The organism is Lactobacillus sp. ESL0233, from assembly GCF_003692995.1.
Classification (GTDB): Bacteria; Bacillota; Bacilli; order Lactobacillales; family Lactobacillaceae; genus Lactobacillus; species Lactobacillus bombicola.
Genome location: NZ_REHH01000002.1, coordinates 1 through 25,237, shown reverse-complemented (window position 1 = coordinate 25,237; position 25,237 = coordinate 1). Strand labels below are relative to the sequence as shown.

The following is a 25,237-nucleotide window of genomic DNA, read 5'->3' as shown; positions in this document are numbered from 1 at the left end:
ATCAGATGCTCTAGACTGTGTCAAGAACTTTTTTTCTGACTCCCGCTGCCGCTTCTTTAAACAACAGCGCTTTTTATATTACTAAACTCAGTCGCTTTTGTCAACTGGTTTTTTATATCTTTTTTGCCGCCTTGCCTTTGCCTTACTGGCTTTGCCCTGACGACAGTTATTTATATTAGCAACCTTTTTTGGTTTTTGCAACCCTTTTTTATGATTTTTTTCAAGCTAATTAAATTGGATACGCTAACACATTTATTTATAGCCAATTACCACATGAAATAATATTTATGTTTATCCCTATATTTTTGATTATGCTTATATATTTTTTATTCAGCAGCTTAGAAATCAAATCGTTAAATAAACTTAATCTTTTTCACATATCTTTGTTGCAGTTATCGTTTTATAATACAAATAATAGTTTAAAGGAGAAGCTTAATATTGTGAAACATAAAATTTTAACAACTATTGCAGCATTAACTATAGGTACTTCTACTGCAATTAGTACAAAAGCAACGCCAGTTGAAGCTGCAACTTCATCAACTAGCACTAATGATAATGAAGAAATGTCTAATTTTGTCAGAGAAACTTTAAAAAGACACCATGTCCGTGGTTCGGTTACTGTAGTAAAAGATGGGCAGCCCCAGACAATTAGTTATGGTTATGCTTGGTATGGTAAGCGCATTGGTAACGGTAAAAGCAATGTAACATACCCAACGGCCTCGCTACAAAAAGTAATTACTGGGGCAATTATAATTCAACTTATGAATGAGACCAAAAATACTAATAAAGCATTTAACCAGTATACTAAGATTTCACGTTGGTATCCCAATCTAAAAAACGCTAACCAAATTTCAGTCGGTAATCTATTGACCCATACCTCTGGCATTAAAGCTACCGGAACTGAAATAAACCGAGGCTATGTATATTCAGAAGCTAATGCAATTAACTGGATTGTTAATAATATTAATGCATCTTCTTCCGATTTAGTTGGTAGCTATCATTACAACAATAGCAACTTTATTTTGCTGACAGGAATAATTAGACAAGTCACAGGTAAATCTTACGAAGAAAACTTTCAAAATCGCATCGTGGATACGTTAGGCTTGAAAAATACTTATTTGTACCAAAACATCCCCAATGACAAAACTGACCCAATTTCTTATTATTCAAATGGAAGTAAAAACTATCAAAATCCCACCTACATTAAGCAGTCCCTTGCTTCGCAAATTCCTGGAGCAGGTAATCTATTTACTAGTCCCGCGGAATACTATCAAATCCAGGCTGGTCTTTGCAATGGAAAGATCCTAAATAAGGATGATTTTTATTATCTAACACATTTAAAGAGTAAGGTCACAGATTATTCTGGTGGAATGTATTTACAAAATAACGATTCACTCAAATTAGCATATGGTAGTATTGCAGCTATGCATTTTGGCACTTGGGTGCAGTTGACAACCGATAATCAAAATGGGATTATCATGTTTTTAAACCAAACTAATGATAATAAAAATGACCAAAAAGCAGTAGGATATGAAATATTGCAGCATATTAAACCTAATACGTTTGTTCCTCGCTAAAATTAACGCTGCACAATAAAAAGCTTCTATCTCATAGAAGCTTTTTTTATTATTCAAATAGTAGTTGATACATTTTACTTTCTAAAGGTTGCTGTAGCCGTAAATTCATACCAACTACTGCCTTTTTTTTCGGACCCAAAAGTTCTTCTTTAACGGTTTTCTTTTGTATATCAGCTTGACCTAAATAAAAGAATTTCTTGCCTATAGCATCACTTTTTTTCACAAACAAATGTAGTTTCATCTTCGGTGTATTAAGTAATCTTTTAACTTCATCCGAATCTATGTGCCGTGGTGCTCTAGTATACCAACGCAAAGTTTGACCATCTTCTAATGTGTTATGATATAACGCATTCCGCTTTTGAGATGAATCTTTTTCATAGGTAATAAAAATCGGAGTTTCCTTTTTATCTACACGATAGCCATACATTGGTGCAGAAACATCTTTAGGCCAATCAAGCAAACGACATACATCTTTGCGCTCATATTGCTGATAAAGTGTAAATTGCTCTTGCTTATTATATCGTTGGTTAATTTTTAGCCCCGTATTAACTACATCAGTAAATAATTGCTTAAATATATGATTATTCTGCAAAGTCTGGCTCAATTTTGGTGCTAAAACATAATTAAGTAAGTCATCCTGTTGTACTAGTGATTGACCACCATATTGGGTCTTTTTAGTTGTCTGCCTTTGCTTAACGTTAAAAAAATCTAATGATAAGATAGCCAATACCGACTTTAAAACTGCTTCGTTACAATACGTACCAAATCTTTTTAATATATTTTCAAATTCCCTATGACTGATATATTCTTTTGTTAGTAAGGCTTGCAGTAGTAAGAGTTCATGCGGTCTTTTACCATTTAAAAGTTCTTTGGTTAAAAAAGACAAGATAGCATTCTCAAATTCAGTTAATTTAACTGATTCTCCCATTTTAACCAAAAATTGAGCATAATTTTGAAAACCAGTATGATTAGCAAATACCTCAGGAGAAGTTGAACCATAGTTAGCAAAATCAAAAAGCAAGGGCACACGACCAATTTTTTCTTTTAATTCTTGATAAGATTGCTTTAATTCTTTAACGCTATCAAGTTTAATTTTGTCAAGCGAAGCCAAAATTTTAGTCGATGCAATTTGACTAAAATTAATAGTTGAAACATCAATAAATCCAGGTAAGATAGTCTCCTTACGTACTTGATCGATATCTCGGCTGTTATCTTGATTTAAGGCAATTGGAATTAAATAATTATTTTTATAGTTACCAATAAAATCAATTACCGTTACATAGTCCTTCCCAGCATATTTACGTAATCCCCTACCAAGTTGCTGAATAAAAACAATACTTGACTGTGTGTTACGCAACATCACAATTTGATTAAGAGCTGGAATATCAATCCCTTCATTAAAAAGATCAACTGTTATAATATAGTCAAGCTTACCTTGTTCAAGCTGTTCAACTACTTCTTGTCGCCTTTTTTCACTATCTTGATTAGTTAAGGCAACTGCAGGATGGCCCTTGGCAGAAAAAGCCTGGGCTAATTCACGTGCTTCTTCTTGTCTACTACAAAAGACAAGTCCCTTAGCTCTATTACCACAATAGCCATAATAATCAAGTTGTTGTAAGACATAATCCACTCGTTTTGGTGCTAATAAATAGCGCAAATTAGTTGTTTCATCAATCACCTCATTATCGACTTCATAATCAGCAACTCCAACATAATGAAATGGTGTCAGCATCCGTTCCTTTAAAGCATCCTGTAAGCGAATCTCATAAGCTAAATTGTAATCAAATAACTGATAAACATCTTGATTATCCATTCGCTCAGGCGTAGCCGTCATACCTAGCCAAAATTTGGGCTTAAATTTTTTGAAAATACGCTGATAACTTGGAGCTGCAGAGCGATGTGCTTCATCAATTAGAATATAATCAAATTCGGTCTGACTCAATTCCGCTAAAACTTTAGATTGACTTAAAGTTTGTACCGTCGCAAATATATATTTACGATTTAATTCATGTTTATTTCCGGTCAATAAGCCATAATCGGTTTTAGCTCCACCAATTACTTGATAAAAGCTAGCTAAGGCATTTCGCGCTATTTGCTCACGATGAACAACATAAATAAATTTTCGTGGCTTAAAAGCCTTTACCGCAAATGCTCCTAAATAGGTTTTACCAGTACCTGTAGCAGATACTATTAAACCTCGTGACTGACCACGAGCAATTAATTGCCGTAATTGCTTTAGAGCAGCTTTTTGCATCTGATTGGGAACTATTTCCTGAGAAATAGGTAGCTGGCTTTTTGCTTGCTGTTTTATTTGAGGGCGCACCCAACTTTGTTCATATGTTTGCAGCCATGAACTAGTCAGCTCTTGACTAACTTTTTTTAAAGTCTCAAGTTGCTTATTCATTTGCTTAGTTAAGGTTGCATTTTCTTTTGCACTGACCTTTAGCGCCCACTCATAATTACTAAGCAAGGCTGATCTAGTAAAATTGGCACTGCCAATTATCATAGTTTGCCAGTCATCGTGCTCAAAAAAATAGCCCTTGACATGAAAACCATTTTTGGGTGCTATTTTAATTGATAAGTTATCAATCTTTAATAATTCGTGAAAAACGCGCGGATTATTAAAATTTAAATAATCACCGGTAATTAAAGTTCCTGAAATACCTTGTTGTGCTAAATCTGCCATTATCACTTTAAAGGGAACTAGCATATCTTGCGTAATAAACGCAACTGCCCAAGTAAAGTTTTTACAATGCATAAGTTCATAACGCAAAGTTAACCAAATATTTTCATGTTTTGTATTTGTTAACAGCTTAGGACCTACAATTTCATGTCCTGGATAAGATAAATCATATAGACCATTAAGAATTGCATCTTGTAGTGTATCATTCATTCAGTATTGCCTCAGCACCATTTTATATAAAATAAAGAGAAATCTAACTTTTTTGGATTTCTCTTTATTTATCTTTTAAATATCAATTTCAAGTAAAATCGGACAATGGTCCGCTCTAAGTCCAGTATCAATCATCTCAGAACGTTTAACCTTATCCGCAATTCGCTCACTAGTTATCCAATAATCAATTCGCCAACCAGAATTATTTTGCTTGGCGGTCTTGACTCTTTGGGCCCACCAAGAATAAATTCCTTCAATATCGTCATTTATTTTTCTAAATGTATCTACAAAACCAGCTTCAAGTAATTTCGTAAAACCTTGCCGCTCTTCATCTGTAAAACCTGCTGAATGATGATTATTATCTGGATGTTTCAAATCAATTTCTTTATGGGCACAATTATAATCTCCACTAGCCAAGACAGGTTTCTCTTGATCTAGTTTTTTCAAATAATCGCAATACTTCTTATCCCAACTTTGCCGCTCACTTAGACGCTTTAAACCACTGCCAGAATTTGGTGTATAAACTTGGGTAACAAAATATTTAGGAAATTCTAAAGTAATAATTCTACCTTCATCATCCATTGGCTCAGGTGCGCCAATTCTAGGAAAAGTTGCTAAAGGTTTAAGTTCCTTCTTATATAAATACATTGTCCCCGCATAACTTTTACGAGCTGGCTCTTGGGCCGAACGCCAAACAATTTCATATTCAGAAAACTTTTTTGCTAAAATTTCTTGATGCTTTTTAGTTGGCCCCGTCGAGCGCAACTTAGTTTCTTGAAGGGCAATAATATCCGGCTTATGCTCATATATTTTTACTAAAACCTGCCGGGTTACTTCAGCGCGTGATGATGTTCCCGTTAAAGCTGCATTTAACGAATCAATATTCCACGAAATTAAAATCATTTATTTCTCCTTTGTTGTATATTGCTTACCCATTATATATTTTTTAAGATTGTCTAGTTATCTTGCAGCACTTACTCATGCAAAATCAAATTATAAAATTCTAACCTAATTCAAGCCAGAAAAAAGCTGCTCATTATTTCACGACTTTAGTCCAAAAATATTGTACATTTATTTACTTAGCTTAATCCTGCCTCATTAATAATGTAAGCGATTGCTTTAAAAGCAAGTTATAGTAAAAGTAAGATTCTTCACAAGTTTATATTTTTAATTCAATCATGACAAGTGTATAATAGCACAAGAGAGAATAATGATAATCTATGGAGGTTAGATTTTATGACTAAAATTTATGCTTATGCTATCCGTAAAGATGAGGAACCATATGTTCGCGAATGGCAAGCAGCTCATCCCGACATTACTGTTGATTTTACAGATCAACTGTTGACCCCTGAAACTGCTCAATTAGCTCAAGGAGCTGATGGTGTTGTTACTTACCAACAATTAGATTACAAAGCGGACACTATCGAAGCTTTAGATAAGCTTGGTATCCACAATTGGTCAATTCGTAACGTTGGAATTGACAACATTGATTTAAAAAAAGCTAAAGAACTTGGTTTTAAATTAACCAATGTTCCAGTATATTCACCTGATGCTATTGCTGAACATGCTGCTATTCAAGCTGCTAGAATCTTACGCCAAGATAAGGCAATGGATGAAAAACTTGCTAAACATGACTTCCGTTGGGCACCAACAATCGGTCGTGAAGTACGGGACCAAACTGTCGGTGTTATTGGTACGGGACATATTGGCCAAGTATTCATGCAAATTATGGAAGGCTTTGGTGCTAAAGTCATTGCTTATGACTTATTTAAGAACCCGGTTTTAGAAGAAAAGGGTTATTACGTTGATAGTTTAGATGAATTATATGCACAAGCAGATGTCATCTCACTTCATGTACCTGACGTTCCAGAAAATATCCATATGATTAACGATGATTCTATTCAAAAGATGAAAGATGATGTTGTTATCATTAATGTATCTCGTGGTCCTTTAGTTGACACCGATGCTATCGTGCGTGGATTAGATTCTGGTAAAATTTTCGGTTTTGCAATGGATACTTACGAAGGTGAAGTTGGTATTTTCAATAGTGATTTTACCAATAAAGAATTACCTGACAAGCGTCTTGCCGACTTGATTAACCGACCAAATGTTTTGGTAACCCCACACACTGCTTTTTACACTACTCATGCTGTTCGCAATATGGTTATTAATGCTTTTGATAACAACTTAAAATTAATTAAGGGTGAACCAGCTGATACACCAGTTGATTTAAATAAAGAATTTTAATTTCACAAATTAATTTATTCTACTTAAACACATGCTATGACTTTACAAAAAGCACCGATATAAATCGGTGCTTTTTGCATTTATTTTTTATTATTTATCATACCCATTAATTAGCTGAAACGTTAGTTGCCTGGATTAAAGCACTCCGGAAACCTAATTCTTCTAACTTATTAACTCCTTTTATGGTTGAACCACCTGGCGTTGTTACTTCATTTTTTAATTCTTCTGGTAATTTTTTTGTATCAAGAGCTAATTGAGCTGTGCCAATTAGCATTTTTTCAATTATTTCATAGGAATCAGTCCGCTTAACACCATTTTCTACCGCAGCATCGCTTAGAGCTTGGATTAATAAATCAACATAAGCTGGTGTACATCCAGCAATTGTGCCATAAATTCCTAACTTATTTTCAGGAACAACATAGACATCACCCATGCAAGTAAAAATATTTTTTGTTATTTCGATTACTTCTTGTTTTTCCTCAGAAAGAAAACTAATTACTGTGATACCCCGACCAATTTTAACTGGTGTGTTAGGAACAACTTTGACAAAGGTTGCATCTGCTGAAATCAGTTGCTTAACCTTTTTTAAATCGCCACCACCAGTTGAAATAATTATGCCATGATAAACCTGTCCTAGTTTTATAAAAATATTATCAATTGTTGAACCACCTACTGCTACAATTACTGCTTCACAGGGTTCAAATTCATTATACGTATCTACTAACTGTAAACCATATCTAGTTGCAAGCTTTTGTGCAGATGCGTGCCCACCGTCATAAATATAAATATCCTCACTAGCAGTTTTAGCTTGTAGTAGTCCCTGAACGATAGCAGTACCAATTTTACCAGTTCCAATAAATCCAATTTTCATTTCAATCACCTTTAATTGTTTAAAGAGTAGCAACAGCAATTAACACCAATTTTCTTAAAAATCAGCAAATCACTATCACATTAATAACACTTTACTTTATTATACCGAAATCATTAATTAACTAAGCATCTAGCAACTTAATATAATTTATAAATCATTTTTAAGTAACTTAACGAATTGGGGATAATTTTTTACTTCATACAGGGGATGCAAATCCATATTATTTTTTCGGTGCCGATGGTTATACCAAATACTATTAAAGCCATAATTTTCTGCACCTAAAATATCTGACTGCAAACCATCACCAAAAAAAATTGTTTCAGCAGGTCCGATTGAAGATAAATTAAAAAAATAATCAAAAATACGTTTGTCTGGCTTAGCAAAACCAGCTGCTTGAGAAGTAACAATTAAGGAAAAATAATTTTTTATTCCTGCCAATGCAAGTCGATGTTCTTGCATAAAGCTTTCGCCATTACTCAGAACCGCTAACTGGTAACCTTTTTTTTGAGCAAATCTAAGTGTATCTATAACACCTGGCAACAACTGATGAGATTCACTAAAATAACTGCGGTACTCTTGCATAATTACTAGACCATCAACATTAATTTGTAGGTTATCTTTGAGAAAGTTACGAAAAACCATTTCACTGAGCTGGTCATAGGTGATCTTTCCTTGTTCTAACTGACGCCAAAGACCTTGATTGTAACTGTTATAACGCTGTTGCAACGCCGTAGTTAATTTCCAATGATGGGTATTAAAAAGACTCCGTAAAGCATAATGTTCTGTAGCAGCAAAATCAATTAAAGTATCATCAACATCAAAAATTATTTGTCTAAATCGCAAATAAATCTCTCCTTATTGCTATTAATATATAAGTTAATAAACTTAAAAATTAATCTTTTTACTATCTATTTTATTAAAATTACCGAACAAAGTCATTTAACATGTTTAATCCAATAATATGTTAACAAACTTCAAGTTAGCTTAACTTTATTAAATCGCCTCAGCATAGTTAGTTGATTTAAAAGATTATTTTTTGTAGTTTTTCTTTATCACTTCAAGTCATTAGGTAAGCACAATTTTTAATTTATTGTGCTTTTTTCTTTGCTATTTGTTTTTAAAACTTAGTATTTCTTACTCGCACATAAAAGACTGGCATTATTTTTTATTTGCCAATTTTTTATTGCATACACAACATGTTGTGGTATCATTTTTTATATAGCCATACATGATGTAGTTGTGAAACAAAATTTATATCTAGGAGTCATTTTTATTATGAAAAATTCAACCATAACTTTAAGTCAAGCCTATATTGACCGAGTGAAACAAAATATTACCCCTCATTGGGGCGAATTAGGCTGGGTTACTTACAAACGGACTTATGCCCGGTGGTTACCAGAAAAAAATCGTTCTGAAAATTGGGATGAAACCGTTAAAAGAGTTGTAGAAGGTAATATCAATCTTGATCCCCGCTTAAAGGACTCACCTTCAGATAAATTATTTAATGAGTTAACCACTGAAGCGCAAGAACTATTCAAAATGATTTATGGCCTTGCTGCTACTCCATCGGGTCGTAATCTTTGGGTTTCTGGTACCGACTATCAAAAACGCAATGGCGATTCCTTAAATAACTGTTGGTTTATTGCTATTCGTCCCCAAGCTTATGGGGCCAGCCATATTTTGCCCGATTATTTAAAAAAAGAACATGTAGCAGTTTCAATGCCCTTTTCTTTTCTATTTGATCAACTAATGAAAGGGGGTGGTGTGGGATTCTCAGTTACTCAAGATAACATAAAAAAAATACCCCAAGTCGACAATAACATTGATTTAACAATTATTATTGATCAAGATAGTGATTCTTATACTGATACAATTAAACTTGGTGCAATTGACAAAAAAAGTTGGGCTAAACAAAATAGCACTCCAAATGACTGCATCTATTTTGAAGTGCCCGACACACGAGAGGGCTGGGTCTTAGCCAATGCCAGATTAATAGATATGCATTTTCATCAAACAAATCTTGAGCACAAGACTAAATTAGTTATTGATATCAGTAATATTCGTCCTTATGGAACAAAAATCAATGGTTTTGGTGGTACAGCTTCTGGGCCAATGCCGTTAGTTGAAATGCTTTTCGACATTAACAAAATCATCAATACATGTTCAAACCGCAAAATCAGTTCAGTTGATGCAACAGATATTTGTAACTTAATCGGCAAAACTGTTGTTGCTGGTAACGTTAGACGATCAGCTGAGTTAGCATTAGGTTCTAATACAGACCAAGCATTTATCACTATGAAACAAGACCAAGATAAGCTCTATCACCATCGTTGGGCATCAAATAATAGTGTAGCAATTGACGCTGCGTTTACCAATTACGAACCGATTGCCAACGGTATTAAAGAAAATGGCGAACCAGGCATTGTGAATTTGGACTTATCTCAAAACTATGGTCGCATTATAGATGGATACCAAAAAGACGTTGATGGTGCAGTAGAAGGAACCAATCCTTGTGGTGAAATTTCTCTTGCTAATGGTGAGCCTTGTAATTTATTTGAAGTTTTTCCTTACATTGCTGAACAACAAAATTGGAATTTAAAAGATGTGTTTAGATTAGCCACCCGCTATACCAAACGTGTTACATTCAGTACTTATGATTGGGCCATATCCCGGGAAATAATTTATAAAAATCGTCGTATTGGCGTATCTATGTCAGGCATTCAAGATTGGTTATTGAATGATTTGGGGCACCGTGTTGTCACTGGTTTTAAAGAAGAAATTGATCACGAAACTGGAGCTAAAATTCAAGTACCGATTTATGATCCGAAAGGAATTGAAATGGTTTCTAACGCCTATCAAGCGGTTGTGGATGCAGACAATGAATACAGCCAAGCTTTAGGATGTAATCCTTCAATTAAACACACTACAGTTAAACCATCAGGAACGGTAGCAAAACTTGCTGGTGCCTCTGAAGGTATGCACTTTCACTATGCAGGCTACTTAATTCAACGAATTCGTTTCCAAGCGTCTGACCCGCTTCTTAAAGCCCTCGCTAAATGTGGTTATTATTCAGAACCAGATGTTTACACACCAAATACAGTTTGTGTTGAATTCCCACTACGAGCTGCACATGCAGATAGTGAAAATTTTGCCTCTGCTGGCACGGTTTCAATTGCTGAACAATTCGCAACACAAGCTTTCTTACAAACATATTGGTCCGATAATGCTGTAAGCTGCACCATTACCTTCCAAAATGATGAAGGTAAGCAAATTACATCTTTATTCAACCAGTACCGCCATATTATTAAATCAACCTCTCTTTTGCCCTACTATGGTGGTTCATTGAAACAAGCTCCAAAAGAGCCAATTGATAAAGAAACATATGAAAAAAGAAAAGCCTCAATTATTGCCGATGTTGCTACAGTCTTTGCCAAGCAAAACAATGACCAAAAAAATTTGGAATTAATTGATCAAACTGATTGTGAATCAGGGTCTTGCCCAGTCAAATAAATCAAATTAGAATTATATAATTTAGGAGAATTTATTATGAAAAAAAACAAATTAGCAGTTCTTGCTGGAATAGCAACTATTTTTACTTTTTCTCTTACAGGTAATCAGACTAGCCAAGAAGTTATGGCTAAGCCTAGTAATAAAATTACCGTAGCTTATACACTTAACGTAAACAAAAAAAATATAAAAAACAAAAAAGTTAAACTCTCTAAACATGCAACAGTGATGGCTGGTCTTAAAAAAGCTTGGCGAGTGAAGAGCACAAATGGTTTTATCACTGCGATAGATGGTAAAAGTCAAGATACTCACAAGCAAATTTATTGGACTTATACAATTAATGGTAAATTTGCTAATAAGGGAGCTGCAGAACAAAAAGTAAATAACCACGATAAAGTTAAATTTACTTTAGCCAAAATGAATTAATGCTTAACTCAACTAAAAAAATAGCCTTAATGGCCGTCTTAACAGCAATGTGTGTATCCCTAAGGCTTTTTAAAATTATTCCTATACCTAATGTTCAACCCGTAACTGATATTTTAATGATTGTGACTTTGAATCTTAGTATTGGTTTTGGCTTGACACTTGCAGTCTTAACCATGGTAATTTCAAATATTTACTTAGGGTTCGGGTTATGGACTATTCCCCAAATTTTTGCCTATGGCGCATGCATCTTAACTGTTGCACTACTTAGTAAATTAACACCATTAAAAGACCATCTAACTTTACAATTAATTCTTGCTACCTTTTTAGGTTGGGAATATGGCTTTTGGGTTGACTTAGGCATGTCAATTTATGGAGGTATTCCTGCTTTCTTAGCATATTGGGCTAGCAGTCTTACTTTCGATACTTACCATGCAATTGGTAATTTAGCTTTTTATCCAGTTTTATATAAACCACTCTGTCTTGCGCTTAATCACTTCCAAAGGAGAAAAATATGACATTGAAAATATATACAAAAACTGGTGACCAAGGCCTCACTAAACAAGTTACTGGTAAAATGGTGCCCAAATATGATTTGCAAATAGCTACTATTGGTGAAATCGATGAACTTCAATCTTATTTTGGAGTTGTAATAGCTAATTTATCCAACAACTGTAGTCAATTACGGGAGCTTATCCAAAACTTACAACGCACGCTTTATCTATTAGAAGGAGATATTGTCGTCAAAAGACGGTCTAAAATCACTTTAAAGGAAGTTAAAGAACTTGAACAAGATATTGATCGGCTAACTTCCCTGCTACCAGCATTAACAGAATTTATTCTACCGGGTGGCTCGATTACAGCCGCTAATTTACATTATGCTCGAACCATTGCCCGCCGGGCTGAACGAACAATGGTCCAGTTAAATGAAGAACAAAAATTAGCACCTGCTTGCTTGCAATATTTAAATCGTTTATCTGACTACATATTTGTTCTGGGAAGGTATGCCAATTTTTTAGACGGGAAACAAGACATCCCCAGCAAGCAGTAATATCTCAATTTTTAAGTATAAATATTTATTTAAAAGCAGGACGGCGATTGATAATCGCTGCCCTGCTTTGTTCGTTTAAGACTTTGCCAAAAAATTACTCTTACTGCCACCATAGTTTAATTAAACTTTGCGTACCCAAATCACCCAAATGTTGCTTATCAACTAAAACTTCGTAGAGCCTTTTAGCTTCAGTTGTTGCCGGTAAACTTAAATTCATTTCCGTAGCAGTTTCTAGTGCAATCCGCAAATCTTTCAGAAAATGTTTACTAAAAAATCCAGGCGTATAGTCTCCTTGTAAAATTCGCGGACCGTAATTGCTAAGACTCCAGTTAGCTGCACTTCCACCGCTCACCGTCTCTAGCACCGTGGCTAAATCAAGCCCAGCTTCTTTAGCATAGACAAACATCTCTGTCATTCCCGTCATGGTTCCAGCAATCATAATTTGATTAGCCATTTTAGTATTTTGACCTGATCCTGCGGGTCCAAAATAGTGAACAGCTTTGCCAAAATCATTAAAAACAGGTTGTAAAGCTCTAAAAGCGTCTTTATCGCCACCAACCATAATGGTTAACGTGCCATTTTTGGCACCAAGATCACCACCAGAAACTGGTGCATCCAATATCTTAGCGCCATTCTTTACACCTGTAGTAAAAATTTTTTGCGCAAGTCTTGGTTTTGAAGTAGTTAAATCAACTATATATTTGCCCTGCACTATTTCTTCAAAGATACCATTACTACCAAAATATACTTCTTCCACATCAGTTGGAAAACCCAACATTGTAAAAATTAAATCTGCCTTTTTAGTAACTACCCGCGCACTTGAACACCATACAGCACCTTGCTCAACTAAATTATCAGTTTTACTTTTGCTACGATTATAAACAAAAAGTTGGTGCCCCGCTTTTAGTAAGTTAAGACAGATTGCATTCCCCATCACACCTGTTCCAATAAATCCAATTTTCATTATACTTATCCTCCTTTATGCCAAATATAGTTAATTATAATTTTGCCACAGTTTTAAGTTATTACTTAAACTTATTACAAATAATTAAAATAAAGTATTTTATACTTAGTTAAATCAATTTTATAATAAATATAGTTTAAGGAGGCAAGCATTATGAAAATGCACAATGACTATTTACTAAATAAAATTAATAATCCGCAAGATTTAAAAAAATTGACTTTACCTGAAATGGAACAACTAGCAACTGAAATCAGAACTTTGATTTTAGAAAAAGATGCAGCAGAAGGTGGACACCTCGGCCCAGATTTAGGAATTGTGGAAGCAACAATTGCTTACCACTTCGTTTTTGATGCTCCAAAAGACAAAATTGTGTGGGACGTTTCACATCAAACCTACCCCCATAAAATGTTAACTGGCCGCGCTACAGCTTGGCTTGATCCGACCCATTATGAAGATGTCACCCCATATTCCAACCCAGACGAAAGTGAGTATGATTACTATGCAATAGGTCATACTTCTACTTCTATTGCCTTAGCTACCGGTATGGCAAAAGCCCGAGACTTGATAGGGGGGCACGAAAATATTATGGCTTTAATTGGTGATGGCTCACTAACTGGCGGCTTAGCCTTCGAAGGATTAAACAACGCGGCTATTGAACCACATAACTTAGTCGTTGTTGTAAATGATAATCAATGGTCTATTGACGAAAACGTTGGCGGTTTAGTTACTGCACTGGCAAAATTACGGACATCTAATGGAAAAGCACCAGAAAATCCTTTCACAGCCATGGGCTTTGATTATCGCTATGTTGCAAATGGTAACAATGTTCAAGATATGATTACTGCCTTCAAAGCAGTTAAAGATATTGATCACCCTATTCTTTTACATATTAATACCGTTAAAGGAATGGGTTATGCTCCTGCACTTAAGGATGAGGAAGCCCACCACTGGGTAATGCCCTTTGATCTTAAAACTGATCAGCCAATCAAATTAGCTGATACAAAGCCAACTGCCAAAACAGTTGCAATTGAGACTATCAAAGAACAAATTACTCAAGGACAAAAAATCATGGCTATCAATGCCGCAATTCCTGGGGTATTTGGCCTAGATGAAATTAAGCATGATTTCCCTAAAAATTACATCGATGTTGGTATTGCAGAACAAGAATCGGTTGCCTTTGCCGCTGGCTTTGCAAAAGAAGGCGGCACCCCTGTTTTATTTGAAAACTCAACTTTTTTGCAACGAGCCTTTGATCAACTATCTCACGATGTGGCTGCAAACAATTTACCAGTTGTAATGCTAGTTACTGGGGGCGGAATTTCTGCAGAATCAAAGACCCACTTAGGAATTTTTGACCAAGTAATGATTAGCAACTTGCCAAATTGGATTTATCTAGCTCCTACAACTCTAACTGAAGAAAAAGCTATGCTAGAATGGGCAATTAAGCAAAAGAAACAGCCAGTAGCGCTTAAAATGCCAACAAATATTGTACCTAACGGATCAACTGAATCACTTTTAAGCGATTACAGTCAAATAAAATATCAAGTTAAAGCTGGTAAAAATATTGCCATATTAGCTTTAGGTGATTTTTATTCATTAGGCCAGCAAGTTGCTGAGCGGTTAGGAGCTACCCTGGTTAATCCAATTTCTGCCAATATTTTAGACCAACCAACTTTAGACCACCTTGCTGCTACTCACCGGCTAATTATTACTTTAGAAGATAATATTTTAGATGGTGGTTTTGGACAAAAAATAGCAGCTTATCTTGGTAAGCAAAATGTTAAAGTACTTAATTATGGGCAAAAACGAATCTACACTGATCAAACTCCACTTGCTAAAATTTATCAAGAAAATCATTTAACAGTCGAGCAAATTATTAGCGATTTAAAGGACAACTTAAGCGCTTCAACAAATGAAAAGAAATAAGACCATCATGCTTACACTGGTAATTATCATCTTGTTAATTCCTCTTTTGCTATTTAGCAGGCGTAATTATCAGTCAGAAAGAGCGACCATTATTCCAATTGCAACCCCTACTCTCTTTGTTCATGGGTGGGGCAGTAGTTACCATGCCGAAGAAAATATGGTCTCAGCTGCCCAAAAAAGTGGTACTTCTAATTCAGTCATTCGTGCTGATGTTAGCCCTGATGGTAAAGTAACTTTAATTGGAACAATTAAAAAAAATGCTAAAAACCCAATCATTGAGGCTAATTTTCAAAACAATAAAAGTGTCTCACCTTATGCAACTAACCAAGCTTTATCTTTGAGTAAAAGTAGCAACTACGTCAAAGATATTATTCTTGCTTTACAAAAAAAGTACCATTTTAAAAAAATAAATTTAGTAGGACATTCGATGGGTAATTTACAAATTGCTTACTTTTTACGCAATAATTTAAGCAATACTAATCTGCCTAAATTAAACAAACAAGTCTCCATTGCTGGGCATTACAACGGTTATATTGGTGAAATCGGAGCACCAAAACATACAGTTCTAAATCAAGACGGCTCTCCCCAAAAAATGGCCGCCAGTTATCGGGGATTGTTAACTTTAAGAAAAAATTTTCCTAAAACAGCAGGCGTTCTAAATATTTACGGTAATACTGGTAAAGGAAACGATGGAGCAGTTGATGTTAATTCTGCCCGTTCATACCGCTATTTAGTTAGTAAGCAAGCTGGGTCATATCAAGAACAAGAAATCTATGGTAAAACGGGGCAACATAGCCAACTACATGAAAATCAGAAGGTCAATCAGCTATTGATTAATTTTCTTTGGCCAAAATAGCTTTATGATAATAAAAAACAGTTTCTATCTTAATGATAGAAGCTGTTTTTAATATACAGTATAATTATTTTAAACTGAAATTAATAAGCAGAATGGACCAATAATAATGGAATTAAGAGTTTTAAATTATTTCGTAGCTATCGCTCAAGAAGGCAATATGACTCGTGCCGCTAAAAAATTACTAATTTCTCAGCCCGCCTTATCAAGACAAATTAGTGATTTAGAGCAAGAACTTGGCGTAAATTTATTTAATCGCCAAAAACATCACTTATCTTTAACTCCAGCAGGACAATACTTACTAAGTCAAGCCACAGAAATCTTGGCTTTAACTGCCAAAACTAAAAGTAATTTAACTGCCTCAGCCTTTATCGGTGGTGACTTAACAATTGCTGCGGGAGAAAGCTTGGGCATGCAGCGGATTATGAATATAATTAGTCAAATTATTACAGAATATCCAGCAGTTAAATTACACTTATTAAGCGGTGATTACAGCTATGCAGAATGTAAGTTAAATAATGGAACAGCTGACTTTGCCATTATTATTGGTGATATCCCGGTAAATAACTATGCTTCACTAACTTTACCAGAAAAAGATACTTGGGGAATACTGATGACAACGGATGACCCCTTAGCCCAGAAGACAGAAATTAGCCCCCAAGATTTAATTGGACGCTCAATTTTAAATTCGCAACAATCAGACAACCTACAAATATTTCAAAATTGGTTGGGCAATTATCAAGATTGCGTTAATTTCATTGGCACATATAATTTGAATTTTAATGGTACTTTGCTGGTTAAAAATCATACTGCCTTAATGGTTACTTTAGATAATCTACTCAACATTGAACCAGGGGCAAAATTAACTTTCAAAAAATTAGCGCCCAAAATGTATCAAACAATTAAAGTAGTCTGGAAACGCGAAGTTAATCTTTCCCCTGTAGCTGAACTATTTTTAAAACGATTAAAGGCTTCAATTTTCAAAAGTTAGTAAGCAGATAACTATAACAAAATATTATTGCTAATCATATTCAATAAGTATTTTACATAATTGACTAAATAACTTAAAATCTACCTAAAATAAAGGAGATACTACTATGAAAAAAAATATTTTAGCGCAATATGAACAGTTAATTACTCCATTTATAACAGATGTCAATCAACATTGCCGTGCTCATTTAAAACAGGATCGTGTGTTAATTCCAATTATTGCTAGCATTACCCAAGGAGTAACTTCTTCACTAACTGAACTAGTTGAGCAAGCTTTAGCGGCCCATGTTCAACCTGAAATTTTGTTAGAAACTGTTTATCAACTAACACCTGTGCTGGGGCAATTAAAAGTTAAACAAGCCTTAACCATTATGCAAGCAGTTTTTGAGCAACAGCAGTTGACCCCAGTCCAACCACAGCTCCAGCCCGATAAAAATTTTGGGGCAAAAATGCAAAATGAAATTTATGGTACGGAAATCAAAAAGCTACTCCAGGACTTACCAGATGAAGCTGGTGATTTTATTCCTGAAGCTCTAACCCAGCATTTTTTCAATGATTTCTATAACCGTGAAACTTTACCCGTCCGCGACCGGGAACGCTATGAATTACTAGCTTTAATTACACTAAACGTTAACTTTCAAATTAAAGCCCATGCTAGAGGTAGTTTGAAAGCTGGCAATAGCGAAAGTGAATTGATTTGGTCAGTTATCCAACTTTTACCATATGTCGGTTTCCCATTTGTCATTAATAGCGTCCAGATTATACATCAAGTTGCCCAAGAATTAATAACTAAATAATTACGAGAATTACTGAACAGTAATCAAAGCATTACAAGCTAGAAGTCGAAGAAACAATTGAAATATTTGCAAATAATTAAGATATAAAAAGACACTACGCAAATAGCATAGTGTCTTTTTGTTATAAATTTACTATATTCTTTTTTTCTGGCGCATCTTTAGGATTATAACTATCAGTTTCTTGATAACCAAAGAAATACGTTAGACTAAAGGCAGCAACTATTGTTACAATTGCAACAAGCCAAAAATACAGTAAGTTATTTGGATTACCTTGACCAGCTTTTGCTACAAATGATGGAAAACCAATCAAGCTACCAGTAAAACCGTACATATCAACTTTCAATAGTCCATTAACTAATCCGCCAATAGCTGCGCCTATACTTGAAGTTAAGAAGACTCGACCATATTTTAAGTTGACGCCATACATGGCAGGTTCAGTAATACCTACTGCTGCAGAAATAGCTGCACTTAAAGATAATCCTTTTAAATCTGGGTTATGCTTTGTCTTAACCCAAACTGCTAAAGCACCAGCACCTTGAGCAATCATAGTAACGGAAATAATACCATTTAAAACACTATGTCCATTAGCGGCAATATCATTAGCAATTAGCGGAATCACCGCCCAATGTAACCCAAAAATAACTAGTACCTGATAGAGTCCACCAATAATTAACCCCGACAAAGCACTATTAACTGTTAACAACCATTGTAAAGTGCTAGCTATTCCCTCGGAAATAAATGAAATTACTGGTCCAACAATGACTAAAACCGTCATACCAACTAAAAAAATTTCAATTAAAGGGGTGAAAATTTGTCTTAAAGTTACTGGCATCCATTTCTTAATCCAAGGTTCGATTTTAGCTGCCATCCAAGCTGCAAAAATCATCGGAAAAATTGAATAAGTATATTGAGGAATATGAATAGGAATACCAAAGAAATTTGCATTAATACCTACTCCGGCAAGATAATAAGTATATTTGCCACTAGCAAAAATTTTTACTAATTCGGGATAAATCAGAAAACCACCAATTAAAGAAACTATGACCGGATTAGAGCCTAACTTTTGAGCAGCAGTGAACCCCACAATGATTGGCAAAAAGTAAAAAGCCGCATCCCCCATGGCATTAATAATAGTATAAGTAGAGGTTGTAGTCGACATATGACCGAAGTTAGTTAAAATATTAAGAATTCCTTTTAGCATACCACTAGCAGCTAACAAGCCAATTACCGGCATCATTGACCCAGTAATCACTCCAATCATTTTGAAGAAAGCTTGTTTAAGCTTATTACCTACGCCAGTAGTAACTTCATTATTTAGTGTTTCTTTTTGTAAAGAAGGATTGAACCCAAGTAAAGCAATTAATTCATCATAAACATCCTCAACCGTTTGACCAATTACAACCTGATATTGATCATTAGCACGTGCTACATCTAGCACCCCCCTAATTTTTTTGACCTGCGCGTCATTAGGAATACTATCATCCTTTAAAGTAAAGCGTAGCCGCGTAAAACAATGAATCACACTTTTAATGTTATCAGCTCCGCCAACAGCTGCTAGAATTTGACGTGCAGTTACTCTTACCTGTGGTTCTGCACTGGGTGCAGTATGAGCACTTGTTTCTTGCTTCAAGCTAACGATAGCTGCAGCCTCACCCGCACCTATCATGCCCGTTTGGACAGTAATAGTTCCTAAAACTTGAGCACTATTAGTAATGGCGACAATAATTGTATTGTCCTTATGGGCTGCTTTAATCGCTGCCAAATCAACTGTTGCAATTGGCTGACCAGCCTTAACTTTGTCGCCAGTTTTAACTTTTAAAGCAAATGGTTTACCCCCAAGTTCAACCGTATCAATACCCAAATGAAGTAAAAGTTCAATCCCACTATCAGTCCTCAATCCAATTGCATGTCTAGTTTCAGCAAGCATTACTACTTTTCCATCTACTGGCGCAATAATCGTATTCGTATTAGGAACAACTGCAAAGCCTTCACCGAGCGTCTTTTGTGAAAAAACTGGGTCATTGACATGAGCAAGCTCAATAACTTCCCCAGTGACAGGTGATAATAAAGTGATATTATTATTCATAATGTAACCCCCATAAATCATTTATTGCTTGCTCAAACAATAAATGTTATCGCTTTCAAAATGATTATATAACTTGTATAGACAAGTGTCAATAATATGTTTATGATATTGATATAGCATAACTTTGCACCCATAGCTTTATGGCTTATTGCTTGTAAAACAATTAATAATAATATGATAAAAGTAAAAAAGGTGGATTGAAATAATGTCAGCTAAATATTTACAAATTACTGCTGATTTAACCAAAAAAATTAAACAAGGCCCATATATTCCTGGTAGTTTCTTACCTAGCGAACCTAATTTAACAGCCTTATATCACGTTTCACGTGAAACAATAAGAAAAGCATTAAACGAATTAATGTTGGCGGGGTTAATTCAAAAAATCAAAGGTAAAGGCTCTATTGTCTTAAGTAACGCACGTTTTAGCTTTCCTATTTCAAATATTACTTCTTTTGATGAACTAAATCAGCAGGAACAAATGCATGCCACAACTAGGGTTTTGGCACTACATGATTCGCACTTGCCAATTAACATCAGCCAAGAACTTAATTTAACTGATACTGCCGCTACTTATATTGCTCGCCTACGTTCGGTCAATCATAAGCCGATTGTAATTGACGAAGACTATATTTTAAAAAAATATGTTCCTCAGCTTTCAAAACAAGTAGCAGAGAATTCACTATATTCTTATTTTGAACAAGAATTAGGCTTAGCAATTGATTACGCTACCAAAGCAATTACTGTTGAACCAGCCAGTAACAAAATTATCAACCAACTGCAGCTAACTGATACTAACTTAGTAGTGGTGGTGCGCAGTTTAACCTATTTAAAAGATACGTCTTTTTTTCAATATACAGTTGCTAGTCATCGTCCTGACAAATTTAAATTTATTGACTTTGCTCGCAGAAAAACAGAACATGGAGGTTTTATTTTATGAGTTTAGCAGATAAAGTTATTTATCAAATTTATCCCAAATCTTTTTATGATAGTAATGGTGATGGAATTGGGGATTTGCGTGGAATTATTCAAAAAATCCCCTACCTTAAGCAATTAAACATCGATATGATTTGGTTTAATCCATTTTTCGTTTCACCACAAAATGATAATGGCTATGATATTGCAGATTACTATGCTATTGACCCTTTATTTGGAACAATGACCGATTTTGATGAATTAATCATCCAGCTAAGGCAAAATCATATCGAGGTAATGCTAGATATGGTTTTCAATCATTGTTCAACTAGCCACCAATGGTTTCAAAAAGCTCTAGCTGGCGATCAATATTATCAAAATTTCTTTTATCTGCGCCAGCCTAAAGCCGATGGTAGTTTGCCTAATAATTGGCGTTCGAAATTTGGTGGACCAGCTTGGGCACCCTTTGGTAATACTGGTAAATATTACTTACATTTATACGACAAGTCGCAAGCTGACCTAAACTGGCATAATCCTGAAGTAAGAAAAGAATTATTTAAAGTTATTAATTTTTGGCGCGCCAAAGGAGTCAAAGGCTTTCGTTTTGATGTAATTAATGTAATTGGCAAAGATGAAACTTTGGCAGATGCACCAGCAAAAATTGATAGTAAGGTGCTATATACTGATCAACCAATTGTTCATCAATATTTGCAAGAAATGAATAAAAATACTTTTGGGCGTGATCTTGAAACAGTAACTGTGGGAGAAATGTCCTCAACTGATATTGCTAATTCTATTGCATACACCAAAAAAGATAATCATGAATTATCCATGGTCTTTACCTTTCATCACCTAAAAGTTGATTATCAAGATGACCAAAAATGGACCAAAATTCCTTTTAATTTTCAAAAATTAAAACAAGTGCTCAATGACTGGCAAGTTGGCATGAGTAATGGGGGTGGGTGGAATGCACTTTTTTGGAACAATCACGATCAACCATGGGCCTTAAGTCGCTTTGGCGATTCCAAACACTACCGCGCCAAATCGGCCGAAATGTTAGCCACGGTACTGCATCTACTACGCGGAACACCTTATATTTATCAAGGCGAAGAAATTGGCATGATTAACCCTAACTACCAAAGTATTACCGATTACGTTGATATTGAAACCAAAAATGCCTATCAAGAACTACTAAAAAAAGGATTAGATGAGCAAAAGGCACTCGCCATTATTCAAGCTAAATCCCGTGATAATAGTCGGTCGCCTATGCACTGGGATGATTCGCAAAAGGCCGGTTTTACCACGGGTACACCATGGTTAAAACCACAAGACCAAGCGCAGATTAATGTTGCAGCTGAATTAGACCATGGTGAAATCTTCCCATATTATCAAAAGTTGATTCAGCTACGAAAAACTTATCCAATCATAGCTAATGGTAGTTACCAACCAATTGATTTAAATCACCCACAAGTTTATGCTTATTGCCGTAAATATAATGGTCAGACCTTGTTAGTTATCAATAATTTTTATGCTAATTCTGTTTCCTATCAACTTCCTCAACATTACCAAAAACTACCAGCTGAAACTTTAATCAGTAATTACAGCAAACAGTTAAAAGTTGTGCCTAGCGTTGTAAATCTCAAGCCCTACGAAGCACTGGCTCTTTTAGTGAAATAATCGAAGTAGTTAAAAAGCGCTGAGCCTAATGCTCAACGCTTTTAATTTGTATTTTTAAAATTTTTATCTTAATTATTTATCTTTCTGCAAAGCCCGTGATAAACGTTCAAGTAAATAAACTACTGGAACTTGGGTAGTTAAGTTAATCGTTTGGCCAATAATTTTATATTCTAAATGATAAGTAAAATTAAGATCTGATAAGTGCGCAATTGTATTATCTGCTTCATTCGTAATACTAACAATCGTCGCGCCTAACTGGCGAAAGTTATTCATTTGATCAATTGTAGGTTGTCCCTCACCACTAACCGATAAAACAATAACTGTCTTTTCTTGATACGAATCACGACATAAATTGACCGGATAATAGGGGTCGCCTATAGCAAAGGCACTACGCCCATTATTGACAAATTGACGCGCACCATAATCACATAAATCCCCTGAAGTGCCAATGCCAAAAAAGATAAACTCTTTTGTTTTTTGAGCAATGCGCTTAAATTTAGTAATTTTTTGCTCATAATTAGGCAAAACATCTTGTGAAAAATAATATTGTGCTTGATAGGTAATATCATCGACTACCTGATTACGCTTATCTTCAGCTTTAATTGCATTTTGCAAATCATAATAGTGGCCATATCCTAAAGCATTTAACGTGCGCACTACCGAAGCAGGTGAAACCTGTAAGGTATTAGCTAATTCACGCAAAGTAATCCCCTTTACCTTTTGCTTATTGGCTACAATATAATTATAAATTTTTAATTGCGTTACCGTCAGCTTTTGTTTAGATTGCACTACTTATTCCCGATTCACTCTCAATTCATTACTTAGCTGATTCTTTAGCTTGTTCTAATTCTTGTTCAGCTTTCAACTTAGTCCGATCCATACTTCTGAAGAAGAAGTAGTAAATCATTATATCCATTACCAAGTTGAATAATTGCATAATTCCACCAGAAATATGCCCTGTTGAAAGGATTCCCGATAAAATTGGTGGCGTTGTCCAAGGCGGATAAATTCCAATTGTTTTAGCGACCCACCCCATCTTCATAGCGGTGTAAGTTGTAATGACATTAGCCATTGGCGCTAAGATGAATGGTAGCACAATTTGATAATTCAAAACAATTGGTACACCAAAAATAACCGGCTCATTAATATTAAAAATCGCTGGACCAATTGAGAGCTTACCCATTGCCTTCATTTCTTTATCTTTGGCAAAGAAAGCCATTAAAATAACAAATCCCAGGGTTGCACCACAACCACCAATATGAACAAAATTGTCAAAGAAAGTTTTTGTAATAATATTGGGAATAGCTTCATGCGCTTTAAGAGCTGATGCATTAGCAGCTAAAGCAGCATACAAAATAGGATCTACTACCCCTGAAATAGCATTAGCACCATGGATACCAAAGAACCAAAGTAAACAAATTACTAATTCAATAACTAATGCACCACCAAGAGTATTAGTCACCTTACTCATTGGATTTTGTAAGAAGAATGTAATTACATTAGGAATGCTCTTCATTGGCGTAGCTTCAACACCAATTCGAACTAACCAAACTACAAATAGTGAAATTGCTCCCGGGAATAGAGCTGCAAATGAACTACTGACTGCAGGTGGGACAGTTTCGGGCATTTTGAAGACTAAGTTTTTATGCATTAACCACACATATAAATCAGTTACAAATAATCCTACTAATAATGCAGTAAACAAACCCGATGAATCAAATTGTTTCAATGGAATCAACAAGCCACCATCTTTACCAATCTGCATGGGGATAGTTAAAATGAAAGCTGCTATTGCCACAATCATTGCTGAAAATGGATCAATTCCTTGATAGCTTTTAGCTAAGTTATAAGAAATACCCGCAACAGCAATTAAGCCCATAATATTAAATGAGGCATTGGTTACATACTGCACAACCGTAGCCCAATTAGGACCAAAAACGTGGGCCATGAAATCCAAATACCCTTTAATAGGGAATTGTCCGATAATCATGAAAATTGATCCAATGATAATCATTGGCACTGCCGCAGTCATTCCATCACGCAAGGCGACCATGTGCCTAGCACTAGAAATTTTATTGAATAACGGCATTAGTTTTTCGGTAAGAAAATTATTTTTGTTTTTCTCTGCCATTTTACATACTCCTAATTATATTTCATTTTCTTTGCAATTAAGGAATCGCTTACAAATAATATATTATCATTTTGTTTCTTAAAGTCAATTGTTTTTTAGAAACATGTTTCAATAAATAACAAAAAGAAAATAAATAACCACGGCCTAATTTTTAATTACTGCCGTGGTTTGAGTACTTCTAAAGCCAGTTATGCTAGTACAACAAGTTATTTTCTTTTTGCATGGGTCTGCGACTGGGCATTATTTTGCCCGTAATATGCTCCTTGACCATGCTTTCGATAGTAATGCTTATCTAATAAATACTGGGGCACATGACTATCTGCTCTAGTTAA

General features: G+C 35.0%; 20 protein-coding genes and 1 pseudogene. 12 read left to right on the top strand and 9 right to left on the bottom strand.

Annotated elements, in window-relative coordinates; all coding sequences use genetic code 11:
* Positions 1 to 440: 440 nt before the first annotated feature.
* A complete protein-coding gene (locus F5ESL0233_RS00320) occupies positions 441 to 1,577 on the top strand; it encodes a serine hydrolase (protein WP_228150134.1) in 1,137 nt (378 codons plus the stop codon).
* 49 nt (positions 1,578 to 1,626) lie between these two features.
* Here the strand turns inward: F5ESL0233_RS00320 and F5ESL0233_RS00315 are convergent, their stop codons facing one another.
* The gene (locus F5ESL0233_RS00315; RefSeq protein ID WP_122058192.1) at positions 1,627 to 4,470 is read right to left on the bottom strand and encodes a DEAD/DEAH box helicase; all 2,844 of its coding nucleotides are present in this window, start codon (positions 4,468 to 4,470) and stop codon (positions 1,627 to 1,629) included.
* Between the two features lie 75 nt (positions 4,471 to 4,545).
* Positions 4,546 to 5,373, bottom strand: coding sequence for an exodeoxyribonuclease III (locus F5ESL0233_RS00310; RefSeq protein ID WP_122058191.1), 828 nt, complete (start codon positions 5,371 to 5,373; stop codon positions 4,546 to 4,548).
* Between the two features lie 333 nt (positions 5,374 to 5,706).
* Between F5ESL0233_RS00310 and F5ESL0233_RS00305 the strand changes: the two genes are divergently transcribed.
* Positions 5,707 to 6,717: a D-2-hydroxyacid dehydrogenase gene (locus F5ESL0233_RS00305; protein ID WP_090094194.1), complete on the top strand. Its 1,011-nt coding sequence runs from the start codon at positions 5,707 to 5,709 to the stop codon at positions 6,715 to 6,717.
* Between the two features lie 106 nt (positions 6,718 to 6,823).
* Here F5ESL0233_RS00305 and F5ESL0233_RS00300 read toward each other — a convergent pair whose 3' ends face one another.
* Both F5ESL0233_RS00300 and F5ESL0233_RS00295 read right to left on the bottom strand, forming a co-directional pair.
* The gene (locus F5ESL0233_RS00300) at positions 6,824 to 7,588 is read right to left on the bottom strand and encodes a pyrroline-5-carboxylate reductase (protein WP_122058189.1); all 765 of its coding nucleotides are present in this window, start codon (positions 7,586 to 7,588) and stop codon (positions 6,824 to 6,826) included.
* Positions 7,589 to 7,735: 147 nt separating this feature from the next.
* The gene (locus tag F5ESL0233_RS00295; RefSeq protein ID WP_090094190.1) at positions 7,736 to 8,431 is read right to left on the bottom strand and encodes a YjjG family noncanonical pyrimidine nucleotidase; all 696 of its coding nucleotides are present in this window, start codon (positions 8,429 to 8,431) and stop codon (positions 7,736 to 7,738) included.
* Between the two features lie 432 nt (positions 8,432 to 8,863).
* Between F5ESL0233_RS00295 and nrdJ the strand changes: the two genes are divergently transcribed.
* The 4 genes from nrdJ to F5ESL0233_RS00275 are packed head-to-tail and all read left to right on the top strand — an operon-like array spanning position 8,864 to position 12,569.
* Positions 8,864 to 11,098 carry a ribonucleoside-triphosphate reductase, adenosylcobalamin-dependent gene (gene nrdJ / locus F5ESL0233_RS00290; RefSeq protein WP_122058188.1) on the top strand — a complete coding sequence of 745 codons (2,235 nt, stop codon included), beginning with the start codon at positions 8,864 to 8,866 and terminating at the stop codon, positions 11,096 to 11,098.
* Positions 11,099 to 11,134: 36 nt separating this feature from the next.
* Positions 11,135 to 11,521 carry a DUF4430 domain-containing protein gene (locus F5ESL0233_RS00285; RefSeq protein WP_090094187.1) on the top strand — a complete coding sequence of 129 codons (387 nt, stop codon included), beginning with the start codon at positions 11,135 to 11,137 and terminating at the stop codon, positions 11,519 to 11,521.
* Positions 11,521 to 12,036: an ECF transporter S component gene (locus F5ESL0233_RS00280; RefSeq protein WP_090094185.1), complete on the top strand. Its 516-nt coding sequence runs from the start codon at positions 11,521 to 11,523 to the stop codon at positions 12,034 to 12,036. Before F5ESL0233_RS00285 ends, F5ESL0233_RS00280 begins: the two co-directional genes overlap by 1 nt.
* On the top strand, positions 12,033 to 12,569 hold the full coding sequence (locus F5ESL0233_RS00275; RefSeq protein WP_122058186.1) for a cob(I)yrinic acid a,c-diamide adenosyltransferase: 537 nt from the start codon (positions 12,033 to 12,035) through the stop codon (positions 12,567 to 12,569). The genes F5ESL0233_RS00280 and F5ESL0233_RS00275 overlap by 4 nt, the downstream gene beginning before the upstream one ends.
* A 100-nt stretch (positions 12,570 to 12,669) precedes the next feature.
* Here the strand turns inward: F5ESL0233_RS00275 and F5ESL0233_RS00270 are convergent, their stop codons facing one another.
* Positions 12,670 to 13,533 carry an NAD(P)-dependent oxidoreductase gene (locus tag F5ESL0233_RS00270; RefSeq protein WP_122058185.1) on the bottom strand — a complete coding sequence of 288 codons (864 nt, stop codon included), beginning with the start codon at positions 13,531 to 13,533 and terminating at the stop codon, positions 12,670 to 12,672.
* Positions 13,534 to 13,686: 153 nt separating this feature from the next.
* On the opposite strand from F5ESL0233_RS00270, the gene F5ESL0233_RS00265 reads away from it, so the two are divergent.
* From F5ESL0233_RS00265 to F5ESL0233_RS00250, 4 genes are all read left to right on the top strand, one after another.
* Entirely contained in the window at positions 13,687 to 15,459 is a 1,773-nt protein-coding gene (locus F5ESL0233_RS00265) for a 1-deoxy-D-xylulose-5-phosphate synthase (protein WP_122058183.1), read from the top strand.
* The gene (locus F5ESL0233_RS00260) at positions 15,446 to 16,315 is read left to right on the top strand and encodes an alpha/beta hydrolase (protein ID WP_122058182.1); all 870 of its coding nucleotides are present in this window, start codon (positions 15,446 to 15,448) and stop codon (positions 16,313 to 16,315) included. Before F5ESL0233_RS00265 ends, F5ESL0233_RS00260 begins: the two co-directional genes overlap by 14 nt.
* A 106-nt stretch (positions 16,316 to 16,421) precedes the next feature.
* Positions 16,422 to 17,303: a LysR family transcriptional regulator gene (locus tag F5ESL0233_RS00255; RefSeq protein WP_122021105.1), complete on the top strand. Its 882-nt coding sequence runs from the start codon at positions 16,422 to 16,424 to the stop codon at positions 17,301 to 17,303.
* 106 nt (positions 17,304 to 17,409) lie between these two features.
* On the top strand, positions 17,410 to 18,099 hold the full coding sequence (locus F5ESL0233_RS00250; protein WP_122058180.1) for a carboxymuconolactone decarboxylase family protein: 690 nt from the start codon (positions 17,410 to 17,412) through the stop codon (positions 18,097 to 18,099).
* A 121-nt stretch (positions 18,100 to 18,220) separates the two neighbouring features.
* Here F5ESL0233_RS00250 and F5ESL0233_RS00245 read toward each other — a convergent pair whose 3' ends face one another.
* Entirely contained in the window at positions 18,221 to 20,185 is a 1,965-nt protein-coding gene (locus F5ESL0233_RS00245) for a glucose PTS transporter subunit IIA (protein ID WP_122058179.1), read from the bottom strand.
* Between the two features lie 205 nt (positions 20,186 to 20,390).
* On the opposite strand from F5ESL0233_RS00245, the gene treR reads away from it, so the two are divergent.
* Positions 20,391 to 21,122 (top strand): trehalose operon repressor, encoded by a 732-nt coding sequence (treR, locus tag F5ESL0233_RS00240; protein ID WP_122058177.1) that lies wholly within the window; start codon positions 20,391 to 20,393, stop codon positions 21,120 to 21,122.
* Complete coding sequence (gene treC / locus F5ESL0233_RS00235; RefSeq protein ID WP_122058176.1) at positions 21,119 to 22,774, top strand: alpha,alpha-phosphotrehalase; 1,656 nt, start codon at positions 21,119 to 21,121, stop codon at positions 22,772 to 22,774. Before treR ends, treC begins: the two co-directional genes overlap by 4 nt.
* Before the next feature lie 72 nt (positions 22,775 to 22,846).
* Here the strand turns inward: treC and F5ESL0233_RS00230 are convergent, their stop codons facing one another.
* The 3 genes and pseudogenes from F5ESL0233_RS00230 to araD form a co-directional block, all read right to left on the bottom strand.
* Entirely contained in the window at positions 22,847 to 23,563 is a 717-nt protein-coding gene (locus F5ESL0233_RS00230) for a MurR/RpiR family transcriptional regulator (RefSeq protein WP_090094165.1), read from the bottom strand.
* Between the two features lie 28 nt (positions 23,564 to 23,591).
* Complete coding sequence (gene celB / locus F5ESL0233_RS00225) at positions 23,592 to 24,905, bottom strand: PTS cellobiose transporter subunit IIC (RefSeq protein WP_122058174.1); 1,314 nt, start codon at positions 24,903 to 24,905, stop codon at positions 23,592 to 23,594.
* A 206-nt stretch (positions 24,906 to 25,111) separates the two neighbouring features.
* A pseudogene (gene araD / locus F5ESL0233_RS00220) lies at positions 25,112 to 25,237 on the bottom strand (L-ribulose-5-phosphate 4-epimerase); the annotation flags it as partial.

Excerpts from the sequence above, each read along its gene's own strand:
- treC (WP_122058176.1), top strand. The coding sequence starts at position 21,119 with ATGAGTTTAGCAGATAAAGTTATTTATCAAATTTATCCCAAATCTTTT.
- F5ESL0233_RS00250 (WP_122058180.1), top strand. The coding sequence starts at position 17,410 with ATGAAAAAAAATATTTTAGCGCAATATGAACAGTTAATTACTCCATTT.
- F5ESL0233_RS00315 (WP_122058192.1), bottom strand. The coding sequence starts at position 4,470 with ATGAATGATACACTACAAGATGCAATTCTTAATGGTCTATATGATTTA.
- F5ESL0233_RS00265 (WP_122058183.1), top strand. The coding sequence starts at position 13,687 with ATGAAAATGCACAATGACTATTTACTAAATAAAATTAATAATCCGCAA.
- nrdJ (WP_122058188.1), top strand. The coding sequence starts at position 8,864 with ATGAAAAATTCAACCATAACTTTAAGTCAAGCCTATATTGACCGAGTG.
- F5ESL0233_RS00310 (WP_122058191.1), bottom strand. The coding sequence starts at position 5,373 with ATGATTTTAATTTCGTGGAATATTGATTCGTTAAATGCAGCTTTAACG.
- celB (WP_122058174.1), bottom strand. The coding sequence starts at position 24,905 with ATGGCAGAGAAAAACAAAAATAATTTTCTTACCGAAAAACTAATGCCG.
- F5ESL0233_RS00275 (WP_122058186.1), top strand. The coding sequence starts at position 12,033 with ATGACATTGAAAATATATACAAAAACTGGTGACCAAGGCCTCACTAAA.
- F5ESL0233_RS00300 (WP_122058189.1), bottom strand. The coding sequence starts at position 7,588 with ATGAAAATTGGATTTATTGGAACTGGTAAAATTGGTACTGCTATCGTT.
- F5ESL0233_RS00280 (WP_090094185.1), top strand. The coding sequence starts at position 11,521 with ATGCTTAACTCAACTAAAAAAATAGCCTTAATGGCCGTCTTAACAGCA.
- F5ESL0233_RS00270 (WP_122058185.1), bottom strand. The coding sequence starts at position 13,533 with ATGAAAATTGGATTTATTGGAACAGGTGTGATGGGGAATGCAATCTGT.
- F5ESL0233_RS00305 (WP_090094194.1), top strand. The coding sequence starts at position 5,707 with ATGACTAAAATTTATGCTTATGCTATCCGTAAAGATGAGGAACCATAT.
- F5ESL0233_RS00260 (WP_122058182.1), top strand. The coding sequence starts at position 15,446 with ATGAAAAGAAATAAGACCATCATGCTTACACTGGTAATTATCATCTTG.
- treR (WP_122058177.1), top strand. The coding sequence starts at position 20,391 with ATGTCAGCTAAATATTTACAAATTACTGCTGATTTAACCAAAAAAATT.
- F5ESL0233_RS00285 (WP_090094187.1), top strand. The coding sequence starts at position 11,135 with ATGAAAAAAAACAAATTAGCAGTTCTTGCTGGAATAGCAACTATTTTT.
- F5ESL0233_RS00245 (WP_122058179.1), bottom strand. The coding sequence starts at position 20,185 with ATGAATAATAATATCACTTTATTATCACCTGTCACTGGGGAAGTTATT.
- F5ESL0233_RS00255 (WP_122021105.1), top strand. The coding sequence starts at position 16,422 with ATGGAATTAAGAGTTTTAAATTATTTCGTAGCTATCGCTCAAGAAGGC.